22 protein-coding genes are annotated in these 21,287 nt (G+C 36.3%); 8 read left to right on the forward strand and 14 right to left on the reverse strand.

From position 1 onward, the window contains the following. Positions 1 to 645: 645 nt before the first annotated feature. The 5 genes from DVJ99_RS05010 to DVJ99_RS05030 all read left to right on the forward strand — a co-directional run bounded on the left by DVJ99_RS05010 (position 646) and on the right by DVJ99_RS05030 (position 3,403). Positions 646 to 1,008, forward strand: a complete 363-nt coding sequence (locus DVJ99_RS05010; RefSeq protein WP_114603390.1) for a helix-turn-helix domain-containing protein — start codon at positions 646 to 648, stop codon at positions 1,006 to 1,008. Positions 1,009 to 1,135: 127 nt separating this feature from the next. Continuing rightward, positions 1,136 to 1,597: a hypothetical protein gene (locus tag DVJ99_RS05015; protein ID WP_162912137.1), complete on the forward strand. Its 462-nt coding sequence runs from the start codon at positions 1,136 to 1,138 to the stop codon at positions 1,595 to 1,597. A 108-nt stretch (positions 1,598 to 1,705) separates the two neighbouring features. After that, positions 1,706 to 2,116 carry a hypothetical protein gene (locus tag DVJ99_RS05020; RefSeq protein WP_114603392.1) on the forward strand — a complete coding sequence of 137 codons (411 nt, stop codon included), beginning with the start codon at positions 1,706 to 1,708 and terminating at the stop codon, positions 2,114 to 2,116. A 122-nt stretch (positions 2,117 to 2,238) separates the two neighbouring features. Then, positions 2,239 to 2,724: a hypothetical protein gene (locus DVJ99_RS05025; protein ID WP_114603393.1), complete on the forward strand. Its 486-nt coding sequence runs from the start codon at positions 2,239 to 2,241 to the stop codon at positions 2,722 to 2,724. 157 nt (positions 2,725 to 2,881) lie between these two features. Then, positions 2,882 to 3,403, forward strand: coding sequence for an HdeD family acid-resistance protein (locus DVJ99_RS05030; RefSeq protein ID WP_114603394.1), 522 nt, complete (start codon positions 2,882 to 2,884; stop codon positions 3,401 to 3,403). Between the two features lie 88 nt (positions 3,404 to 3,491). Here DVJ99_RS05030 and DVJ99_RS05035 read toward each other — a convergent pair whose 3' ends face one another. The 10 genes from DVJ99_RS05035 to DVJ99_RS05080 all read right to left on the reverse strand — a co-directional run bounded on the left by DVJ99_RS05035 (position 3,492) and on the right by DVJ99_RS05080 (position 14,278). After that, entirely contained in the window at positions 3,492 to 4,751 is a 1,260-nt protein-coding gene (locus tag DVJ99_RS05035; RefSeq protein ID WP_105992839.1) for an aminoacyltransferase, read from the reverse strand. A gap of 26 nt (positions 4,752 to 4,777) precedes the next feature. Continuing rightward, a complete protein-coding gene (locus tag DVJ99_RS05040; RefSeq protein ID WP_114603395.1) occupies positions 4,778 to 6,034 on the reverse strand; it encodes an aminoacyltransferase in 1,257 nt (418 codons plus the stop codon). 298 nt (positions 6,035 to 6,332) lie between these two features. Next, positions 6,333 to 7,088 carry a tryptophan synthase subunit alpha gene (gene trpA / locus DVJ99_RS05045; RefSeq protein WP_114603396.1) on the reverse strand — a complete coding sequence of 252 codons (756 nt, stop codon included), beginning with the start codon at positions 7,086 to 7,088 and terminating at the stop codon, positions 6,333 to 6,335. Further along, on the reverse strand, positions 7,081 to 8,310 hold the full coding sequence (trpB, locus tag DVJ99_RS05050) for a tryptophan synthase subunit beta (protein ID WP_114603397.1): 1,230 nt from the start codon (positions 8,308 to 8,310) through the stop codon (positions 7,081 to 7,083). Before trpB ends, trpA begins: the two co-directional genes overlap by 8 nt. Next, positions 8,300 to 8,935 carry a phosphoribosylanthranilate isomerase gene (locus tag DVJ99_RS05055; RefSeq protein WP_114603398.1) on the reverse strand — a complete coding sequence of 212 codons (636 nt, stop codon included), beginning with the start codon at positions 8,933 to 8,935 and terminating at the stop codon, positions 8,300 to 8,302. The genes trpB and DVJ99_RS05055 overlap by 11 nt, the downstream gene beginning before the upstream one ends. 1 nt (position 8,936) lies before the next feature. Continuing rightward, positions 8,937 to 9,716 carry an indole-3-glycerol phosphate synthase TrpC gene (trpC, locus tag DVJ99_RS05060; protein WP_114603399.1) on the reverse strand — a complete coding sequence of 260 codons (780 nt, stop codon included), beginning with the start codon at positions 9,714 to 9,716 and terminating at the stop codon, positions 8,937 to 8,939. Further along, on the reverse strand, positions 9,700 to 10,716 hold the full coding sequence (gene trpD / locus DVJ99_RS05065; protein ID WP_114603400.1) for an anthranilate phosphoribosyltransferase: 1,017 nt from the start codon (positions 10,714 to 10,716) through the stop codon (positions 9,700 to 9,702). Before trpD ends, trpC begins: the two co-directional genes overlap by 17 nt. Then, the gene (locus DVJ99_RS05070; protein WP_114603401.1) at positions 10,682 to 11,284 is read right to left on the reverse strand and encodes an anthranilate synthase component II; all 603 of its coding nucleotides are present in this window, start codon (positions 11,282 to 11,284) and stop codon (positions 10,682 to 10,684) included. The genes trpD and DVJ99_RS05070 overlap by 35 nt, the downstream gene beginning before the upstream one ends. Next, on the reverse strand, positions 11,281 to 12,690 hold the full coding sequence (locus DVJ99_RS05075; protein ID WP_114603402.1) for an anthranilate synthase component I: 1,410 nt from the start codon (positions 12,688 to 12,690) through the stop codon (positions 11,281 to 11,283). The genes DVJ99_RS05070 and DVJ99_RS05075 overlap by 4 nt, the downstream gene beginning before the upstream one ends. A 547-nt stretch (positions 12,691 to 13,237) precedes the next feature. Then, complete coding sequence (locus DVJ99_RS05080) at positions 13,238 to 14,278, reverse strand: M42 family metallopeptidase (RefSeq protein WP_114603403.1); 1,041 nt, start codon at positions 14,276 to 14,278, stop codon at positions 13,238 to 13,240. 139 nt (positions 14,279 to 14,417) lie between these two features. Here DVJ99_RS05080 and DVJ99_RS05085 point away from each other — a divergent pair, with 139 nt between their 5' ends. Next, on the forward strand, positions 14,418 to 15,515 hold the full coding sequence (locus DVJ99_RS05085; RefSeq protein WP_114603404.1) for a prephenate dehydrogenase: 1,098 nt from the start codon (positions 14,418 to 14,420) through the stop codon (positions 15,513 to 15,515). 50 nt (positions 15,516 to 15,565) lie between these two features. Here the strand turns inward: DVJ99_RS05085 and DVJ99_RS05090 are convergent, their stop codons facing one another. Then, entirely contained in the window at positions 15,566 to 16,828 is a 1,263-nt protein-coding gene (locus DVJ99_RS05090; protein WP_114603405.1) for a Y-family DNA polymerase, read from the reverse strand. A 154-nt stretch (positions 16,829 to 16,982) separates the two neighbouring features. Between DVJ99_RS05090 and DVJ99_RS05095 the strand changes: the two genes are divergently transcribed. Beyond that, positions 16,983 to 17,168, forward strand: coding sequence for a 2-hydroxymuconate tautomerase (locus DVJ99_RS05095; RefSeq protein WP_105992851.1), 186 nt, complete (start codon positions 16,983 to 16,985; stop codon positions 17,166 to 17,168). 132 nt (positions 17,169 to 17,300) lie between these two features. Here the strand turns inward: DVJ99_RS05095 and DVJ99_RS05100 are convergent, their stop codons facing one another. Continuing rightward, positions 17,301 to 18,314, reverse strand: coding sequence for an LCP family protein (locus tag DVJ99_RS05100; protein WP_114603406.1), 1,014 nt, complete (start codon positions 18,312 to 18,314; stop codon positions 17,301 to 17,303). A gap of 141 nt (positions 18,315 to 18,455) precedes the next feature. On the opposite strand from DVJ99_RS05100, the gene msrA reads away from it, so the two are divergent. Then, a complete protein-coding gene (gene msrA, locus DVJ99_RS05105; RefSeq protein ID WP_114603407.1) occupies positions 18,456 to 18,971 on the forward strand; it encodes a peptide-methionine (S)-S-oxide reductase MsrA in 516 nt (171 codons plus the stop codon). A 95-nt stretch (positions 18,972 to 19,066) separates the two neighbouring features. On the opposite strand, the gene DVJ99_RS05110 is transcribed toward msrA, so the two are convergent. Together DVJ99_RS05110 and DVJ99_RS05115 are read right to left on the reverse strand one after the other, a co-directional pair. Further along, positions 19,067 to 19,969, reverse strand: coding sequence for a homoserine O-acetyltransferase/O-succinyltransferase family protein (locus DVJ99_RS05110; protein ID WP_105992858.1), 903 nt, complete (start codon positions 19,967 to 19,969; stop codon positions 19,067 to 19,069). A gap of 1 nt (position 19,970) precedes the next feature. Next, the gene (locus tag DVJ99_RS05115) at positions 19,971 to 21,251 is read right to left on the reverse strand and encodes an O-acetylhomoserine aminocarboxypropyltransferase/cysteine synthase family protein (RefSeq protein WP_105992859.1); all 1,281 of its coding nucleotides are present in this window, start codon (positions 21,249 to 21,251) and stop codon (positions 19,971 to 19,973) included. Between the last annotated feature and the right edge of the window lie 36 nt (positions 21,252 to 21,287).

Here is a 21,287-nt window from a genome sequence, read left to right on the forward strand (position 1 = left end):
ATCTGAGCTAGTAATTAAAAATCATAATCCTAAGTCTGTATCATCAGCTTCATTTACCAATCACAGCTATACGTCATTGGTAATTATCCATTATATGTAATGCTCGCTGCATCACAGCAGCTCTCTCAGCATTAGTTATTATCATTAAGCCATGTGATCATTCCTTATAAAGCCCGAACATCACTATACTATAAAACTGCTAAGATCCTGCAAATTTCCACTAACGTTAACTGTATGATTGTCTGTAAAATAATTTCTCAATGCAATACAGACGCTCTCTCAGCATACTAATTTCTAGAATATTTGAGAAATCAGCATGATTGTATCATAATTATTGAATTCTAAATATCCTTAACTGCAAAGATCTATAACTATAACCCACTTTAGTTTACATAATATATCTATTGGAATTTAAATTCACTTACTAATGATATACTTATTGACATCTTTTGCTGACTAAACATATTAAGCACTGTTTTTCATACTTTCTAAACTTATGATGCATAATGCTTTTATCAATAGCAATTAATTACGCTATATGCGTACATAAACCATCATACATACGCTTGTATCACTACAAACTGCATAAATACAGCTTGCTATTTACGCGTCATGAGTATATATTATATTTAAGGAGCTGATACTATGTTAGCAGACACTTTAAAAAAACTGCGCATGAATCATAAATTAACGCAACAAGACGTAGCAAACGCTTTGCATATTGCTAATACGACCTATGCAGGTTATGAGCAAAATCATAGAACGCCTGATTTGCGTACGCTTATTAAAATTGCGGATTGGTACCATGTCAGTTTAGATGAACTAATAGGAAGATCCAGCAGCAGTGCTTCTAATTCATTCATACAATTAGATATAGATAATAGTGACGATTGGCATCATTTAAATCAAAACATTCAAGAAAAAATCAAGCGTAATTTGACTGAATATGCTGAATTCTTAATAGAGAAAAAACTAAATAAGCATTCTATGAATGATATTGCTAACTAACTCATTTCTTTTTGTCTTACTCCTCATACACTTTTATAACAACTGAAAGGATTGAACATCTATGACCTCACAAAATGCATTCATGCCCCCTGTTCCTCCAAATTATTGGGACTACTTCTCAATTTTTATGACAAGAAGAGAATTTATCCAATTTGAAAAGCGCATTGATTATAAATTCGAAAGTTTGCATAAAGAGTTTAATATCAAGTTTGATTCACTGCGTAGTGAAATGAATCGCAGATTTAATGCTATTGATCCACGATTTAATGCTGTTGATACATGCTTTGTTTCCATTAATACTCGATTTGATGCTATTGATTCACGTTTCGATGCTATTGACAAACGCTTTGACTACATTGATGCATGTTTTGATGCTATTGATTCACGTTTCGATGTCGTTGATACCCATTTTGAAAAAATTGAAGCAGTCTTAAATAATCACGAAAAAAGATTTGGAAGAATTGAGACAACCCTTGATGATTTTCAAAAGGAAACACAAACACAATTTCGATGGTTGATCACTACTATTTTAGCAGCAATACCAACTATTCCCATCATCATAGGTCTTGTTAATATATTCATCAAATAAATTAACGAATATATAACTAAAAAACGTAAGACTATGATATATAAGTAGATTAAAGATACTTTAAAATATACAAATCCCACTCTTATTGGATTGAAAGGATGAACCAACATGAATTCACAACACGCCCTCTTACCACTTCCTCAAAACTATAAAGAACTATTTGCGATATTTGTAACCCGCAATGAATTTATTCAATTTGAAAAGCGTATTGATAGTCAATTTATGAATTTAAATGAAAAAATTGATGCATTAGACGCAAAAGTAAATGATATTCATCAATCATTGGATACTAAAATAGATGAACGCTTTAACACACTTGATGCTAAGATTGATGAACGTTTTAACACACTTGATAGAAAGTTTGACTATAAATTTAATACATTAGACGGTAGAATGACTAAGCTTGAAACTAAATTTGATGATTTCCAAAAAAATTCGAATACTCAATTCAAATGGCTTATCACAACAATGCTCAGCATGATTTTGGTCGTTCTCGGTGTGTTGACTTATTTCATATAATTTTTTCTCCATTATATACTTATTTAAAGTCGCATATTTTCTCTTCCATTATTAACGGCAGGAAATGTTTCTAGCGAAACAATCAAACATTTTATATAAAACTAAAGAAAAAGGTGACAACTTTGAGCCAAGCATTGATAGTTAAAATCATTTTAGATCCTAACAAAAAACAACTAAAATTAATCAAACAATCATCACGATTATATATTGATACCGTTAATACACTCGTTGCTGAAATGGTTGAAGTACAGACACAAACAATAAAAACCGCCAAGCATATTCATGTGCCTTTAAACAACAGTGTCAAGAATCAAACAATTAGAGATGCTAAGTCAGTTTTTAAACAAGCTAAGAAAACGCAATATCAAAAGATACCTGTTTTAAAAAGACCTATTATTGTATGGAATACCCAAAACTATACAATTAATCATACAAGTATAAGCGTTCCATTTATTGTAAAGGGCAAGTCTCAAATAATTGAAATTATAGCTCACATTTCGGACTACGAAAGAAATATAATTGAAAAAGCCAGTAAATTAGGAACGTTACGTATCACCCGAAAAGGAACAAACTATGTCGCACAAATTGCAGTTGAAACACCTGTTTAAACTACCCCTTATATTTACTATAGACACCCTTCTATTATACAATTCATTTATTTTGTTGATTATCACCTTTTTATATCTATTTATAAGCGTTAAACACACAATTTTTCACTAAAGGTTATATACTATTGTATATATTTCATGAAAGAGGTGTTAGAATTTGTCTACAAATCACATTAGATGGTCAAGTGTAATCATCGGCTTATTATTCTCATTAATTGGTATTTTAAGCGTAAGCTTCCCTATGAAAAACTTAGCAGTCATCACTTGGTTATTTGGTATTTTCTTCATTTTTAATGGGATTGCGGAATTATTCTTCAGACGTTTAACAAAATCCTTTGTTGGGGTTTCTAGCGGATGGTTAATGATACTTGGTATTCTAAATATTATTTTCGGTATTTTGTTCATTGTCTTTACTAATGTCGGCCAAGTCGCGATCGTGTATATGCTTGCATTCTGGTTTATCTTTGCTTCTATATTAGGTATCTTCACTGTGACACCAGCAGAGCGTACGAATAACGTATATCACTTTTTCTCAGTACTTGTTAATATCATTGGTATTATCGCAGGTATCATCTTGCTGTTCAACCCATTCATAGGTGCTTATATAATCGCATTCTTTGTGGGTATTACATTCCTCTTAATCGGACTGAACTATATCTTCGATGCATTTGCACACTAATTTAATCATAATAAAAGCGTGCTTTCCTCATAATTTTGAAGAAAGCACGCTTTTTAATTAACTTTAGTTAGTTCTCTAATCCTTATAACTATTTTTTTACTTTTTGGCGAATATTATTCAACGTATTGAAAATCCAGTATTTTACTTTTTGGATTGGTTTATAGAAATCTCCGATTAATTCTTCAATTTGAACATTGAAACCGCGTTTGAAGCGATATACACCATAGTCTTCACTATCTTCAGTGAAGTCTCCTGATAAACCATAGAAGTTATAACGATCATAACCATGTTCGAAGCAGTAATTAATCATATACCAATGCATCATATAAGGTCCCATGTATTGGTTATATTTCTCTGAAGAACCGCCTGAGAAGTAGTTCACTTCATAAGCATTCGCAAAGTATACCCCAGCAGCTAAGTCTAATACAGAGCCGTCTGTTTGACGTAATTCGCTTGCTTTAAGCAATTCTTTTTGGTCATGTTCGATTTGTTTGTCTAACTCAGAGATTTTCTTCAATTGCTTATCTGATTTATTTTCTTTCGCCATCATTTGATCACGACGACCTTCTTTGTCATTGAGTGATTCTTGTAATGATGTAATATACTCATCTAAATCAATATAAGCTAATGGAATAAGTACTTTATCACCGTAATGTTCAATGAAGTTTTTAAAGTACTCGTCTGTTTTAGAAACAAAGCCTGCACGCTCTTCTGTTTCACGGTAAAGTTTAAAGAATTTATCTAATTCGTCTTCACCTAAGAATCTCACTTTAACACCATAATTAATTGCTTTATTAATGTTACGTTTACGTTGGCTATCGAATTGTTTCTTAAGCGATGCCGGTGTTTCATCTTTTAAGTCTAAAACACCCATCCAACGTACTTGGCTTGATGTATCATATTTTGTTGTAAAGCCATGGTGGTGATAACCATGTGATTTGAACAAGTTCACAATTGCATCATTTTTAGTACTATCCGGCAGCGGATTAACATCTTTATCATAGATTTGATAAATCCAATAAGGGTCTATTTTAACGTATAAACATTGATGCTGGCGCAAGTACTTCTCTAACTCGCGCAAGTAAAACTCAACCAAACCTAAATCACTGTAATCCATCACAGGTCCGCGGTTGGAATAATATACGTAACTGCCCATTGTTGGAATTTTAGAAAATAAACTTGCTGCTACGACACGATTGTCAGTGTCTTTAATTCCAAGTAACACAACTTCGAAACCATCTGCCTCTCTAGTTCCGATGTTTTCCTTTGTTTGGAAATAATGACTTTCGAGTGATGGATTCTGCACAAAATTGTCATATTCTTTAACTGTCAACTCTGTAAATTTCATTTCTTTATTTCCCTTCTACCTTATGTTTATCTATCTTTGATTTTCTTCAATGTTGTATAGAGTTTGTACATTGGCTTATTAATAGGTGCAATAAAGTCTCCTACATACTCAATCACATCTGCGTTAAATCCTTTTTTGAACTTAACTACTCCTGCATCTTCAGCATCTTCTGTGAAATGACCGCTGATACCGTAGAAATTATAGCGGTTGATACTGTGTTTAATCGCATAATTAATCATTTCCCATTGCACTGCATAGCTGCCTGCAAAATGACGGTATTCATTAGATGTTCCGCCTGCGTAATACACTACTTCAAATGGATTGATAATAAAGAAGCCTGCTGAAATCGGTAATTCATTACCATGTTTCTGCTGCAAGTCGCGCGCTTCAGCAACTTTTTGGTGATGTGCTTTCAACTGTTGTTCCAAGTTTTCTTTTTTACGTGCTGCTTTTTGATTATCAGGATTTTTATTTAAATCTTTCTCCGCTTTATTGATTTCTTTTTCTAAATTCTTCTCTTCAGAATTCAACTCATTGATATATTCCTCGAAATCAATATAAGCTAGCGGTACAAGCACACGGTCTTTATAATGTTTTAAACGATGGTAATAGAAGTCATCTTCACGATCATCAAAATCTTTCGCTTCTGCAGTATCTTCCATAAACTTACGAAAAATATGCATTTCATCTTCCCCTAAGAAACGTACTTTGACACCGTTGCGTTTTACTTTTTTAGTATTACGCTTACGCAAGCTGTCCATGCCTTTTAATACGTCTTGCGGTGTTTTGTCTTTTAAATCTAATACTGAGTGGAAACGAATTTGAATGATCGGATCGAATCCTGTTGTAAAGCCTTGGTGTTCGTAACCGAGTTGCGCCATTTTATCGAAAATCCAATCATTTCCTGCATTCCCTGTAATTTCCCCATCATGATTGCGGTATTGATAAGGTAAATATGGATCGACACGCAAATACAGCGCATTATATTGTTTCACATATTTTTTAAGTTCTCTAAAGAAGTAATGAACTAATTCTTTATTTTCATAATCAATGACCGGGCCGCGGTTTGAATAGAAATATTTAAAGAACTTCATCACTGGCACAGCTGTGAGTAAACATGCTGCGATAACATTGTCATCATTATCTTTAACACCTACTAAGTGTGTTTCAGTACCTTCTGCAACTTTTAACTCATAATTGCCGACCATTTGTGTAAAATGGCTATAAGGCATTTTATCTGTAAATTCTCCAAATTCAGCTGTAGTTAGATTGGTAAACTTCATAATTTCAATAACTCCTAATTTGTATTCTCTATCTTTTATTTTGCTTCTAATTTCTAATTTCAATCTTCATTATTATACAATACCCAAAACGAAAACTAAAATTGAAACCTCTGTATCTGTTTCTTTATTATGTATGTTAAGTAAGATAGTACTTTCTTACAACTATTCTGGTTAGTTTAAAATAGCGTCCCTAAATCCCCTTGCTTTACTATCATAACATGCTCTCCCCTTAGATAGTTATCAAAACCCCTGTACACAAAGCAAATCAGAGTCATTTCTGACTCTGATACGTTTGCATTTATTTTAATTCGGCTTTCTCTTCACTTTCATTAAGTGCAGCTCTGATTCCTTGAAGATATTGTCTAATCGATGCAATATCATCTTCGGCAAATCGTTTCACAATTTCACTGCCGATGACCACACCATCAGCAAATCCGGCAACTTCAGCAACCTGTGCTTTGGTTCTGATGCCGAACCCTGCGACTACTGGGACATCCGCTTGTTCTTTAATTAATGCGATTTTATTTTTCAACTCAGGATGGAAACCGCCATTATCTCCTGTTGTCGCATTCATCGTTACAGTGTAAATGAATCCTTCTGCGTGTTCTGCGATGTGTTGAATACGGTCGTTTGAAGCGGTCATCGCTATAAGTGAAATGATTTTTACTTTTCGATTTTCAAAACGTTGTTTAAACTGTTCAGCTAATTCAAAAGGCAAATCCGGTATGATTAAACCATAAACCCCTGCTGCTTCGCAGTCTTGAAGAAATTGTGCCTCTCCATAATGAAGAATAACATTATAATATGTCATCAAAACATAACGAGAATCAGTCAATTCCTCTTTATGTGCTGTTAATGCTTTTAATATTTTACGCGCACTCATACCTTCTTTGATTGCCTGTTGCCCAGCTTCCATGATAGTCGGACCATCTGCGACCGGATCAGAGAATGGCAGACCGATTTCTACAATATCCGCACCTTCTGCTTGCAGAACTTTTAAGTTAGCTATGAAATCTTTGTTTCCCATAATATAGGGGATAAATAATTTACTCATGGTCTCCACCTCTTTCTTGCATATAAGTGCGGATTGTATCCATATCTTTGTCTCCGCGGCCTGAAATTGTTACAACGATTATCTCGTCTTTATCCATTTTAGGTGCTAATTTTTCTACATAACTCAAGGCATGTGCACTTTCAATCGCTGGGATAATCCCTTCTGCTTTTGTAAAGCGGATTAAAGCTTCCATCGCTTCTTCATCAGAAGCATTCGGATATTCTGCACGTCCAATATCATGATAGTAGCAATGTTCAGGTCCGATACCCGGATAATCCAAACCTGCAGAAATAGAGTGTGCTAAGCCGATTTGCCCTTCTTCATCTTGAAGCAGATACATTTTTGTACCATGCAATACACCGACTGAACCTTTACCGATAGCTAACGCATGTTTGCTTGTTGATGCTCCTGCACCAGCAGCTTCAACACCATATAATTTCACATCTTTATCTTGGACAAATGGATAAAATGTGCCTATTGCGTTTGAACCGCCGCCTACACATGCGACAACGGCATCAGGCAATCGCCCTTCTTTTTCTAAGATTTGTGTTTTAATTTCGTTTCCGATAACACTTTGGAAATCACGTACCATAGTTGGGAACGGATCAGGACCTAATGCTGAACCCAATAAATAGTGCGTATCATCCACATGGCTGACCCAATATTGCAGCGCCTTGTTAACCGCATCAGAAAGTGTACCTTGTCCTTCTGTCACGGATACAACTTTCGCACCTAATAACTCCATTCTAAATACATTTAAAGCTTGTCTTCTGATATCTTCTTCTCCCATAAAGACAACGAGTTCCATATCGAAGAGTGCTGCGACTGTTGCACTGGCTACACCATGTTGGCCAGCCCCTGTTTCAGCAACTAATTTCTTTTTGCCCATACGTTTGGCTAATAGCGCTTGGCCTAATGCGTTGTTGATTTTATGTGCACCTGTATGATTTAAATCTTCACGCTTTAAATAGATTTTTGCGCCGCCTAATTGTTCTGTATAAGACTCAGCAAAAGTTAACGGTGTTGCACGTCCTACATAGTCTTTTAAATAACCGTCTAACTCTTCTTGGAAAGTCGGATCCTCTTTTGCTGCTTCGTAAGCTTGTCTAAGTTCTTGAATAGCCGGCATTAATGTTTCTGGAACATAACGGCCGCCGTAATTCCCAAAAAATCCAAGTGCATCTGCTTCTGTTTGAATAGGTTGTGTTGTATTATGCGTCATTTTTATCTCTCTCCTTAATATAATTTGATATTGTTTTCATTGCTTGTGCATCCTTTTGACCAGCTTGTTCAATTCCGCTTGCAATGTCATATCCTGTTGCTTTAATTCCAAGTTGTTCGAATGCTTGAATCTTTTCTAAATCCATACCGCCAGCAACCAAGTAAGGAACATCCGGCAATTGTTTCAATTGATTCCAATCGAACGTTTGACCTGTACCGCCGTAATGAATCGAAGGGGTATCAATAATAAATAAATCTGTATATGGACGATAAGTTTCAATCGCTTTTGCTAACTTTCCATCTGCCGGCAATGCCTTATAAATCTGGATGTTAGGATAATGGGTACTGCACCATCGCAACAGTGCAGTATCTTCATGGCCGTGAAATTGAATAGTATCTATACTGGTTTCATTGATTAATCGCGAGACAATGGCTTTTGTCGGATTCACAACGACTGCCGCTTTATGAATCGAATCAGGTATGATTTTTGTCATTTGTGCAATTTCACTAATACTTTGATGACGTTTGCTTTTTAAATAATGAATAAAGCCGATCGCATCTATATCATTTTTTATCGCCTGTTCTACATCTTTTTGATTTTGAAATCCGCAGTACTTTAAGAACATTTTACTGCTCCTTTTTCAGCTGCAGACTAGGTAAAAATTGCGAAAGGTCATCACATTTCATCAGCGATTCACCGATAAGTACACCATCAATACCAGAACCGACAACTTTTTCTACATCGGATTGTGTATGGATACCGCTTTCAGATATATAATAGAAACCTTCTCTTTTATCTGCCAAAATTTCATTTGTATGTTCTACATCTGTTACGAAACGTGTTAAATCTCTATTGTTTACACCAATGATTTCTGGTGCTAATTGGTAAGCTCTTTCCAATTCTTGTTTACTGTGAACTTCTACTAAAACATCTAAATCCAACGCTTTTGCATATTGATAAAGTTCATGCATTTGCTGATCATCTAAGATATTGACGATTAATAAAATCATTGAAGCACCTGCTCGATGTGCCACATCGATTTGAATCGGTTCAATCATGAAGTCCTTACAAAGTACAGGCAGTGTTGTTTGCTGTGTCAGTTGATTAAGACGTTCGTAACTGCCGCCGAAATAATATTCGTCTGTTAAAATTGAAATCGCCTGAGCACCATAAGTTTCGTAGTCTTTCACTTGCTGTGTTAAATTTCTTTCCGGCAATTTCTTAACAGATGGACTTTTAGACTTGATTTCCGCAATGACTGAGAGATGGCTTCGTTCAGATAATCGTTCGCTTAACTTCTTTTTATAACGTACATCTGTTTCAGGCAATGTTCTTAACAAATCTTCATAATAGCCTTCTGCCAGCAATTCTTTTTTATATGCTACGATGTCATCCAATATAGTCATACACTTGTCCCCCAGTCTTTTTATATTGTTCGAAGGCTTTTCCTTCGTCTATGAGTTGTTGTGCAAGTTTGACACCTTCTTGAATCGAGTCTGCTTTTTCTGCTGTATACAAAGCAATCCCTGCATTAAGTACCACAACATCGCGCTTACTGGAATGATCTTTGCCGCTCAGAATATTGAGTGTAATTTCTAGATTTTCTGATGGTGTACCGCCTCTTAATGTGTCATTGCTTGCAGGTGTTAACCCCACATCCTGTGCACTTAAATGATAAGAGGTAATGCCTTTATCTCGGTTAACTTCGTAAATTAAGTTTTCACCTGATAAAGTCGCCTCGTCCATTCCGTTTGCGCCATGTAATACGATTGCGCGTTTTCTGCCTAAGTCATAAAGTGTTTGTGCCATTGTTTTCACAAAATCTGGGTTGTATACACCAACAACTTGATAATCTAATTTGAATGGATGAATCATTGGTCCTAAAATATTGAAGATTGTCGGACCTTCCAGCATTTTTCGGATAGGTTGAATATGTTTCATCACTGTATAAGTATCAGTCGCATTTAAAAAAGCTAAACCTATTTCATCCATTTTTGCTTCAGCATCTATAACTTGTGTGCCTGCGATACCCATTTTGTTGAGTAAATCGGTGCTGCCGGAAGCGGATGTAATGCTTCGGTTACCATGTTTTAATACCTTAACGCCTGCTGAGGCAACCACAAATGCGGTTGTTGTAGAAATGTTGAAACTATTAGATTTATCGCCGCCTGTACCGCATACACACATAGCACCGGGATAAACCGGTTGAATGGGATACATCGTTTGTATCATCGCTTGAACTAAATAAGTCACTTCAGTTTGATTCAAGGGGCGGGCAGTATATTCACGCAGTAATTCAGCTTTTGTATCTTGATCAATATCAGGATGGATTAAGGTTTGAATAAATTCATGGATATCTTGTTGTGTTAAACTACTGTGCTGTTGAATTTTTTGAATAAGTGTCATGGCTGCTAGCCCCTTTCTCTACTAATTTAATAAAGTTATGAATAATGGTTGCGCCTTGTTCAGTCGCAAACGATTCTGGGTGGTATTGTATGCCGTAATGCGGATAAGTTTTATGTTCATAAGACTGAATGCAATCTGTAGTCTCTCCTGTAATGATTAAATCTTTCGGAAATGTAACTAGGTCGCTGACTAGTGAATGATAGCGCATGATTTTCAAATCTTTTGGTACACCCTCGTATAAAATAGATTCATGTGTTTGATGCATCGTATCGACTTTTCCATGCAATACACTAGCACCTTGAATCACTTTGCCTTTGTAATAACACGTTAAAGCCTGTGCACCGAGACAAATACCTAAAATCGGCAAATCATGATAATGGTCGATAATACGCGATAAATCATCTGTATCTTCTGGATGTCCCGGTCCTGGAGAGATAATCACCGCATCAGGATGCAAGTCATAAACAGTAGGATCATCCGGATATTTCACAACAACATCTGTGTATCCTGCCACAATGTTTACTAAGTTATAAGTGAATGAATCATAATTATCTACAATCAATATCATGGTGTAACCTCCAGTAAGCTTTTAGCTTTCAAACGTGTTTCTTCTAGTTCTTTTTCAGGGATGGAATCATAAACAACGCCGCATCCTGCTTCTACATCAACATATGTTTCATCAATCAACATTGTTCGAATGGCTAAGGCAAAGTCTAAATCGTGATTGCAGTTAATGTAGCCGACCCCTCCGCTGTATACACCGCGTTTATATGGATGTGCTTCGTAAATTCTTTCTATCGCTCTTAACTTAGGAGCACCAGATACCGTACCCGTCGGTAAGAGACTTGCGATAATATCCATTGGCGATATTTTCTCTTTCAATTGCCCTGTAACTACACTGACAATGTGCATCACATGTTCGTACTTTTCGATTTCCATCAGACGTTCAATTTTTGATGTACCCGTTTGACTGACACGATGGATATCATTTCTGCCTAAATCGACTAACATACTATGTTCGCTTAATTCTTTTTCATCGCTTAGCAGTTGTTTGGCATTAGCTTCGTCTTCTTCCGGTGTTTTGCCTCTTTTAATAGTTCCGGCAATCGGGTTGGTCACAACTTCACTGCCTTTGACTTTCACAAAGCTTTCAGGTGAACTGCCTACTATAATCGGTTCATCAATATTCAAGTAATACATATATGGACTTGGATTTTGTCGTTTTAATTTACGGTACAGCTGATAAGATAGCGCATGTAATTTATCGCCGAATCCATGTTGGTAACGATAAATTCTTGAAGGTACAACTTGGAACATATCCCCTTCTGTGATTAACTGTTTAAATTTCGAAATAGTTTGAATAAACTGATTATCAGGAATATTCGGAACTATTTCTTTTTGAATCGGCACAAAAGATGTATCCGGTTGATATAATTTTATGTTTTGAAGTGACTCCACTTGTTTTTTAACCTTATCTTCAACGACTATTTTATTTTCTTTTGAGAATAAATTCGTTGAGATCACATATAAATATTCTTTGTAGTGATCAAATACGTAAACATCTTCTATCATGTACAGATGTACATCATTTTGTTCTGGTTTATCTTTAACAGCACTTCTTTTTAATACCGGAAACTCGTGTCGGACCAAGTCAAAGCTGCAATAGCCTATAAACCCTGAAATAAACGGTAAGTCTTTTAACTGTTCATCTTCTACCTCTGAATAATATCTTTGTACAAAGTCTTTCAGTTTTTCGTATGGATGATTGGAAGTGATGGTCGTATCATAAGGTGTTTTAATCTCTAATTGATCCTCTGTTAAAATCACTTCTCCATAAATATCCAGTGCCACGACTGAATAACGTCCTTTCGTTTTATTTTGGCTTGCACTTTCCAAGATGATTTTATGTGCTTTCAATTGTGCTAATGCTTCAGGGGTAATATCAGCATTCAGTCTTTCATAAACTACATCCATTTTTCTTATCGCTCCTCCCATAATAAAAAGCGCCCTTGTTTGTTGTAACAAGGACGCTTTTGGCGCGGTACCACCTTTGTTAGCAATCCATAAGATTGCTCACTCATGCTTTTATTTAATTGGCAGCTTCAAACAAAACCCAATTCATTAAACAGCGAGGTTAGTTTGCATCTACCACTAACTTTCTGAATCTGCTCACTCTGCTTAACTACTACCTTTTGTCTTATCACTGTATTTCTCTGTCTCTTCCAAATTAATAAAAGACACCACAATAACGCTTTACTCCTGTAAGGACGCGTTACCGTGGTGCCACCTTAGTTCAACATAGACATGTTCTTATTGATAAAAATTAAATTGTGTTCATGCTTGCTAAAAGTCCCAATTCACTTGATATGCTGTACTGATTTGCATCATCCATCAGTTTTCTGTTTGCTACATTTCATATAAGCTACGTTTACTTTTAACATCGTTCGCAATGTACTTTGAATCATACACTGCATTTTCAGCGATGTCAACACAAAAGTTAAACGCCACTTTATTTTTGGTTTTAATCTTCAACCATATCCGAGAAGAGATATGCCTCTAACAAGCGTTGTGTCGCTTTGATTGAATCAATATGTGTACGTTCCAATGCATGAGAAGATTCAATACCTGCCCCAAACAATCCGTGTTTGATATCTGCACCTGAACGCAATGCTGCTGAAGCATCTGAACCGTAATAAGGATAAATATCGACTTTATACGGAATCTCGTTGTTTTGCGCTAATTGTGTTAAATGCTGTCTCAATTTTTTATGATAAGGTCCTGAAGCATCTTTTGCACAAATAGAAACGGTATACTCATCAGAAGTTTGGCCATCTCCTAATGCTCCCATATCAAATGCAATATACTCTTTAACTTTGCCTGGAATAGAAGCATTGGCACCATAACCTATTTCTTCGTTGTTAGAAATAAAGAAATGCGTAGTATACGGCAATGTTTTACCGTTTTCTTTCAGTTTTTCTAAAAAGTCCATAATCATCGCAACACTTGCTTTATCATCTAAATGACGTGATTTAATAAAGTCATTAGCTGTAAATACCGTTCTAGGATCTAAACTGATAAAGTCCCCTACTTCAATACCTAATTGACGTGTCTCTTCATCATTTCTTGTCACAGCATCAATTCTGACTTCCATATGTTCTTTATCACGCGGAATCGTATGATTGTCTTTGTAGACATGTACAGATGTTTCGTGAAGACAAATCGTTCCTGTATAATCTTTGCCTGAGTCTGTATGAATAGTACAATATTCGCCTTCTATTGCGTTGAAAGCATAGCCCCCGATTAATTCAATACCTAATCGGCCATCCTCTTTCACTTCTTTTACCATTGCACCTAAAGTGTCTACATGGGCAGTAATACAACGATGCTCTACATCATTGTCACCTTGTACGGTAATCATTAATGCCCCTTTATTCGTCACATATGTAGGATAACCTAAGTTCTCCGCAAACTCTCCCACATAATCAATCGCTTTGTACGCGTCGCCTGACGGACTTGGAATTTCAGTTAATGTTTTAATCGTTTCAAAAATTTTTTGTGCCATTAAAATCCCCTCCTTGTCTTTATTGTACCTATATTTTTCCTAAATAGAAAATCAAAATCTATTCCTTTAATACCTTGCGTCATTTGAAAATACACTCTATAATGTTTCTATTCTGAAAATTTAGACAGAGGTGAGTCTTTTGACTAAAAATATCCTTTTTGTTGGTTTAGGACTAATCGGCGGAAGCTTAGCTTCAAACTTAAAGTATGCGCAAAACGATGCACGTATTATTGCTTATGATTCTAACCTAAGTCAACTTGATAAAGCACTTTCGATTGGAATTATTGATGAAAAAGCAGTAGATTACGAAGCAGCTGTTCAACAAGCAGATATTATTATTTATGCCACACCTGTCCAACAAACGGTAAAATATCTCAAGACACTTACAGATATTCCTACTCAGCCTGGACTCATCGTCACAGATACCGGAAGTACCAAAGGAACGATTCAAGCCTTTGAAAAGCCGTTATTAGATGCCAAACAGATTCATTTAATCGGCGGACACCCTATGGCCGGCAGTCATAAATCAGGTATCTTAAATGCGAAAAAGAACCTGTTTGAAAATGCGTATTATATTTTGGTACATTCTGAAAAAGAAAATGATCACGCATCAAAAGTGATTCAAGATTTGCTACAAGCTACACGTGCAAAAATCATCGCAACTTCACCAGAGGAACACGATTTTGTGACAAGTATTGTCAGCCATATTCCGCATATTGCTGCGGCGCTGCTTGTGAACTTAAGCCTGAATTACGATCAAGATTCTCCATTGATTAAACAGCTTGCAGCAGGCGGTTTTCGTGATATTACACGTATAGCCAGCAGCAGCCCTGAAATGTGGAGCGATATCATGCATGAAAATAAAGACTTTATTCTTGCCGGCATTCAACAATGGAATAACCAGTTGTCTCACCTTGTTACACAAATACAAAATGATGATACTGAAGGGATTTATCAATTTTTCGAAAATGCCCGTGATTACAGAAATCATCTGCCCGCTAAGAAACCAGGCGCAGTTGCTAGTTCCTACGAACTTTACGTAGACATCCCTGACAAACCTGGTATGATCAGCAAAGTAACCTCTATTTTGAGTTTACATAATATTTCTATTAGTAACATAAATATTGTAGAAGTCCGCGAAGATATTTATGGTGCTTTGCGTATCAGCTTTAAAACACCTAAAGATCGCGAATTGGGAATCGAAGCGTTGCATGAATTTGATACGTATAGTCTTTAATAATCACAAAAAGGTTCTGTAGCTTGTTACAGAGCCTTTTTGATGCTTATTTACATTTTATGACCTGCCATCAGGCCTAAACGACCATACTTAGTTCCTGCATCCGTATAAGAAATAGCTTTTGAAACAATACCTTTTCCGTATTTCTGCTGCAAGCGATCAATTGTTTTCGCAAGAGCTTCATTGCGTTTTCTTTCATACTCATCCACAAATAAATTCAATTGCTGAATACCTTCAGGTACAAATTGCGTCAACGAAACACTGAGTGTACGATACAATAACGTTTGATCGCATAATTGGTCAGCCCACTTCTCTAATGTGGTCCAAATTTCTTTTTCTAAATTCGTCGGTTCTTGCAGTGTAAATTGCTTATGCACACCTCCGCCATCTTTATAACCGAATGAAAAATGAATCGTTCTTGCACGCATTTTACGCAATCTCACCCGCATTGCCACATCTTCAATCAACTCTTGCATAACGACTTTGGCATCTTCATAGCTGTAGTCGCGCATTAAAATCTGGCTCTTGCATATCGATGGATTAGTTGTTTTGTACTTCTCACGCATTTTGCTTTGATCAATTCCGTGTGCATGCAAATGCAGATCAATTCCCTTAATCCCAAAATCTCTTTTTAAATATTGGTATGGATAATGTGCTAAATCTCCAATCGTAAAAATACCGCGCTTATTCAATTTTTTCTCTGTGCGCGTATTGATGCCCCAAAATTTATGAAGCGGTTGTATTTTCCATAATTTATCAGGAACATTTTGGTAACGCCATTCCGCAATACGATCTGGATTATGTTTAGCTTCAATATCCATCGCAATTTTACTCAGCAGCATATTCGACCCTATCCCGACTGTGCAATAGATTTGTGTCTTATCATAAATTTCTTTCATCAGCTTAATACAAAACGATTGTACTGTACTGCTGAAGCGATGATAACTATCTGTTACATCCATAAAAAATTCGTCGATACTGTATTGATGCAAATCTTCTGGCGGCACATACTGCAATGCAATTTTAGAAATCATAATAGATACATCTAAATACTTGCGCATACTTGGATTGATGATATAAATATCATTGCGATGCGGAATCTCAAATAAACGCGAACCTGTAGTAATCCCGATGGCTTTCAGCGGCGGTGTTGCAGCAAGTACTACTGAACCTTGACGTTTTGTATCTGCTACTACTGCTAATTTTGTCTTTAATGGATCTAAGCCTTTTGAAATACAAGATACACTCGCAAAGAAACTCTTTTGATCTATACATAAAATATCCCTGTCCTCTAGTAAATGATAATCATACATATCATCACCCCCGTTATGTGATACTTTAAGTATATACGAACATTTGTTCTTATTCAACAATTATAAGAACAAATGTTCTGTTTCGCCTTACCGTTCATTACCTATTAACTTTAGTGGTATAATAAGGTTATATCTATCACAAGGAGGCGTTCTTATGCCAATCGTAAATATTAAATTAATTGAAGGTCGTACAGACGAACAACTTAAAGCTTTAGTTAAAGAAGTCACAGATGCAGTTGAAAAAACTACAAATGCTGACCGTAACGCAATCAGCGTTGTATTAGAAGAAATGAAACCTAACCATTATGGTGTAGGCGGCGTCAGAAAATCTGATCAATAATACATGAAACGAAGAGAAGCGGCTAACCCTCATTGGATTAACCGCTTCTCTTAATCTTTATTCTATCCTTCTTATTCTATCCTTCTCGCTCTATCCTCTTCATTCCTGCCATCTTTTGTATCCGAACCTAACTTATTGCTGTTGTTTGTCCGAATCTTTCTTATGGTCTTTGTTATCATTTAAAAACTCTTGAATCGCTTTTTTATTCGCTGGTTTATCCACTTCAAGTGCACTGCCGCTTTCAGCTGTTTGAATATCTTGGTATGTGCCTTTCATCGGAACCGTTAATGTTTTAACATCTTTATCACCGCGAATACCAAAGTTGACACCCGTTTGAATTAAAGCAGAGTCAGGAATATCCGTATTCAAGTAACCGCGTAAAATACCTGCAACTTTCGGCAATTTGAAAACAGCCCCTGGTTTTGTCATTTCTTGTTTTAAAGCTTGAATCACTTGCTGCTGTCTTCTGACACGGCCGAAGTCCCCTTCAGCATCATGACGAAAGCGTGCATAACCTAACAGTTCTTTACCGTTTAAATTATGGTGCCCTTTCTTAAGCGATACGCCGATGAGTTCCGACATATCCTTTTCGACATCAATCGGAATACCATCAGGTGCCAGCTCATCAATCATTTTTTCAAAGCCTTTAAAATCAACTACCGCATAATACTCAGGATTAATACCATAGTTTTCGACTAATGCTTTACGCAATAACTCTGGTCCCCCGAGTGAATAAGCCGCATTGATTTTATAATCTCTGTAGCCTGGAATCTTCGCATAAGTATCACGCATCACAGACACTACTTTCATTTTCTTATGGATGTAATCGTATTGTGCAACCATAATAGAGTCTGTTCTTGATTTACCGCCGTCTGATTTGTCTGCCCCTAATAATAAAATAGAAATTTTACCATCATTTTTGACAGGACCGTTAAATTTTTCCACTTTCATATTCGGATTGTGCTTTTTCGCGTAATTAATACCGCTTCTATATCCCGAAACCGCATATACAATCAAGATAATAAAAATTATCAAGATGCCTAAAATCACAAAAGGCAACTTACGCATTCTTTTCTTTGTACGTTTCGGCAGAGGTTGTTCCCCGCTGCTACGTTTGTAATTGTCATTGTTTGTTTCTTTTGTCATTTTCATCAACCTTATATCTTCAAAATTAACAGCCTATGTAATATAATTAATACATACTAAAGTTATATAATTTCCTTTTAAAAATCAAGTATTTACCTAGCAAATGGTACTAAGGTCCCAGAAATAGAAAGGATAGATTGCATGAATATCAATACAGCTTATTTTTCCGGAGGGTGTTTTTGGTGCATGGTCAAACCCTTTGATACGTTTGACGGCATTGAAACAGTCACGTCAGGTTACATGGGAGGCAATGTTGACCATCCTACGTACGAACAAGTCAAAAGCGGAACTACCGGTCATTTAGAAACTGTTAAAATAGAATACGACGTCGCACTGATGTCTTATCATAAATTATTAGAAATCTTCTTTTCCGTGATTGATCCGACAGACGCTGAAGGACAATATCAAGATCGCGGTTCACAATACCGTACAGCTATATTCTATACCAATGAAGACCAGCGTGAAACCGCAAATCAATATATTGAATCATTAAAATCAACAATTGATAAAGATAAAGCGGTCGCAACAAAAGTCTTGCCGGTAATGCCGTTTTATGAAGCAGAAGCATATCACCAAGACTTTTATAAAAAGAACCCAGAACGTTATGCAGAAGAAGCTGCACAGCGTGAAGCAATTAAACGTCAAAGAGAACAATAACAGATTATATGTATCATAAAAACAATGCGCAAGCTATGCATCCTTAGGATGTGCTCGCGCATTGTTTTTTTATTTATTCAGCTTGCAAAGACAAGTTACTTATCAAGAATATCCGCTTCTTTTTCCTCTACTGGAAAACGGCACTGTTCCATCATATCCGTCCAGTTTTGAAAGAGCTGCTGACCATAAGGAATCCAATGTGCTGGAAGCGGTTCTAATGAATCTCCTCTGAAATAGTTTTTAGGTTTTGCGGCAGAAGCTGCATTCTTCTCACTATCTCGTATAAACTCATTTAACAATGTATTGCTTTCATATTCAAAATGCCCGCCGATATACAAATCCGATTGGTCTTTATTTGAAATGAAATCAACACCCGTATACGGACTGTAAGTAATAACATCTAAGTCCGCTTCTTCCATCAATTCAGCAGGATCCATATAAGAACTCCTAGATTGCGGAATAATATATTCTGGAATTTCAAACAACGCAGGATGCGCCTGTAAGATTTGATAACGATAAATCCCGGTCAGTTTTTCATTAAACATCCGTTTATGAATACCGTAACGGTAGTTCAACGCAAACTGTGCGCCCCAGCATATAAATAAACGCTGTTTGACATGGGTATTCGACCAATCGTAAATCTCTTTGAGTTCCTCTATATAATCTACAGCAGAAAAATCAAGATGTTCTACAGGTGCACCTGTCATTATAAAACCATCATAATAATTATCTTTAATCTCATCAAATTCCTTATAATACTGCTCAGCATGTCGATTCGAAGAAGATTTAGGTTGATGAGTAACCGGATAGATAAAGTCGACATTAATGTCGTGACACGTCTGCCCAAGCAATCTTAACAACTGTCTTTCAGCATCTTGTTTCATAGGCATAAGGTTAACAATCAATAAATTCAAACCATTAGTTATCCGTTTATCTTCAAAATCGATGTGTTCCTGCTTTAATACAGGCAGAATAGGAATTCCATCAGTAAAGAGCATCTTAAATCGCGTCTAATCCTTTTTCTAAGTCATTGATGATATCATCAATATGTTCAAGTCCAATAGATACACGGATAGTTTCAGGTGTAATACCTGCTTTTAATTGATCCTCTTCATTTAATTGCGCATGTGTTGTTGAAGCTGGGTGAATGACTAATGATTTCGCATCCCCAACATTCGCAAGTAAAGAGAATAATTCTAATGATTCGATAAATTTAATACCTGCTTCATAGCCGCCTTTAACACCGAATGTAAAGATTGAGCTTGCGCCTTTTGGAAGGTATTTTTGTTTTAAGTCGTAATATTCGCTTGAAGGCAAGCCTGCATATTTAACCCATTCTACTTTTTCGTGGCCTTCTAAGAATTTCGCTACTTTTTCTGCGTTTTCAACATGACGTTCCACTCTTAATGATAATGTTTCTAAACCTTGCAATAATAAGAAAGCATTAAATGGAGATAACGCTGCACCTGTATCGCGAAGTAAAGTTGTTCTGATTTTGAAAGCTAATGCAGCTGGGCCGAAAGCTTCAGTGAATACTAAATCATGGTAAGAAGGATCAGGCTCAGTTAAACCAGGGAATTTGTCATTTTGTGTCCAGTCGAAGTTACCGCCGTCTACAACAACACCGCCCATAGAAGTACCATGACCGCCGATAAATTTAGTTGCAGAATGCACCACAATGTTTGCACCGTATTTAATCGGATTGATTAAGTATGGAGAAGCGAATGTGTTATCTACGATTAATGGGATACCTGCTTCATGTGCAATATCAGCTAATTTTTCAATGTCTTCAACGTTACCTTCAGGGTTCCCTACAGTTTCAATATATATCGCTTTGGTATTATCTTTGATTGCGTTTTTCACTTCATCAAAGTTTTTGCTGTCAACGATAGAAACATCGATACCGAATTTAGGTAAAGTATGTGCAAATAATGTATGTGTACCGCCGTATAAAGTAGAGCTTGCTACGATGTGGTCGCCAGCATCTGCTACAGTTTGAATTGCATAAGTAATCGCAGCCATACCTGATGCTACCGCAATCCCTGCAACCCCGCCTTCAAGTTCAGCAACACGTGTTTCAAATACTGCTACAGTAGGGTTAGTTAAACGAGAATAGATATTACCAAGTTCTTTTAAACCAAATAAGTTAGCTGCGTGTTGTGTATCGTCGAATGTAAATGAAGTCGTTTGATAAATCGGTACCGCTCTCGAATGCGAAGATTGATCTACCTCTTGTCCTGCGTGTAATTGCAACGTTTCGAATTTAAAATCATTTGTCATGTTCATTTCCTCCTTGAGTATATAAAAAATGAGCCT

The organism is Staphylococcus sp. EZ-P03, from assembly GCF_003344575.1.
GTDB classification, from domain to species: Bacteria; Bacillota; Bacilli; order Staphylococcales; family Staphylococcaceae; genus Staphylococcus; species Staphylococcus simulans_B.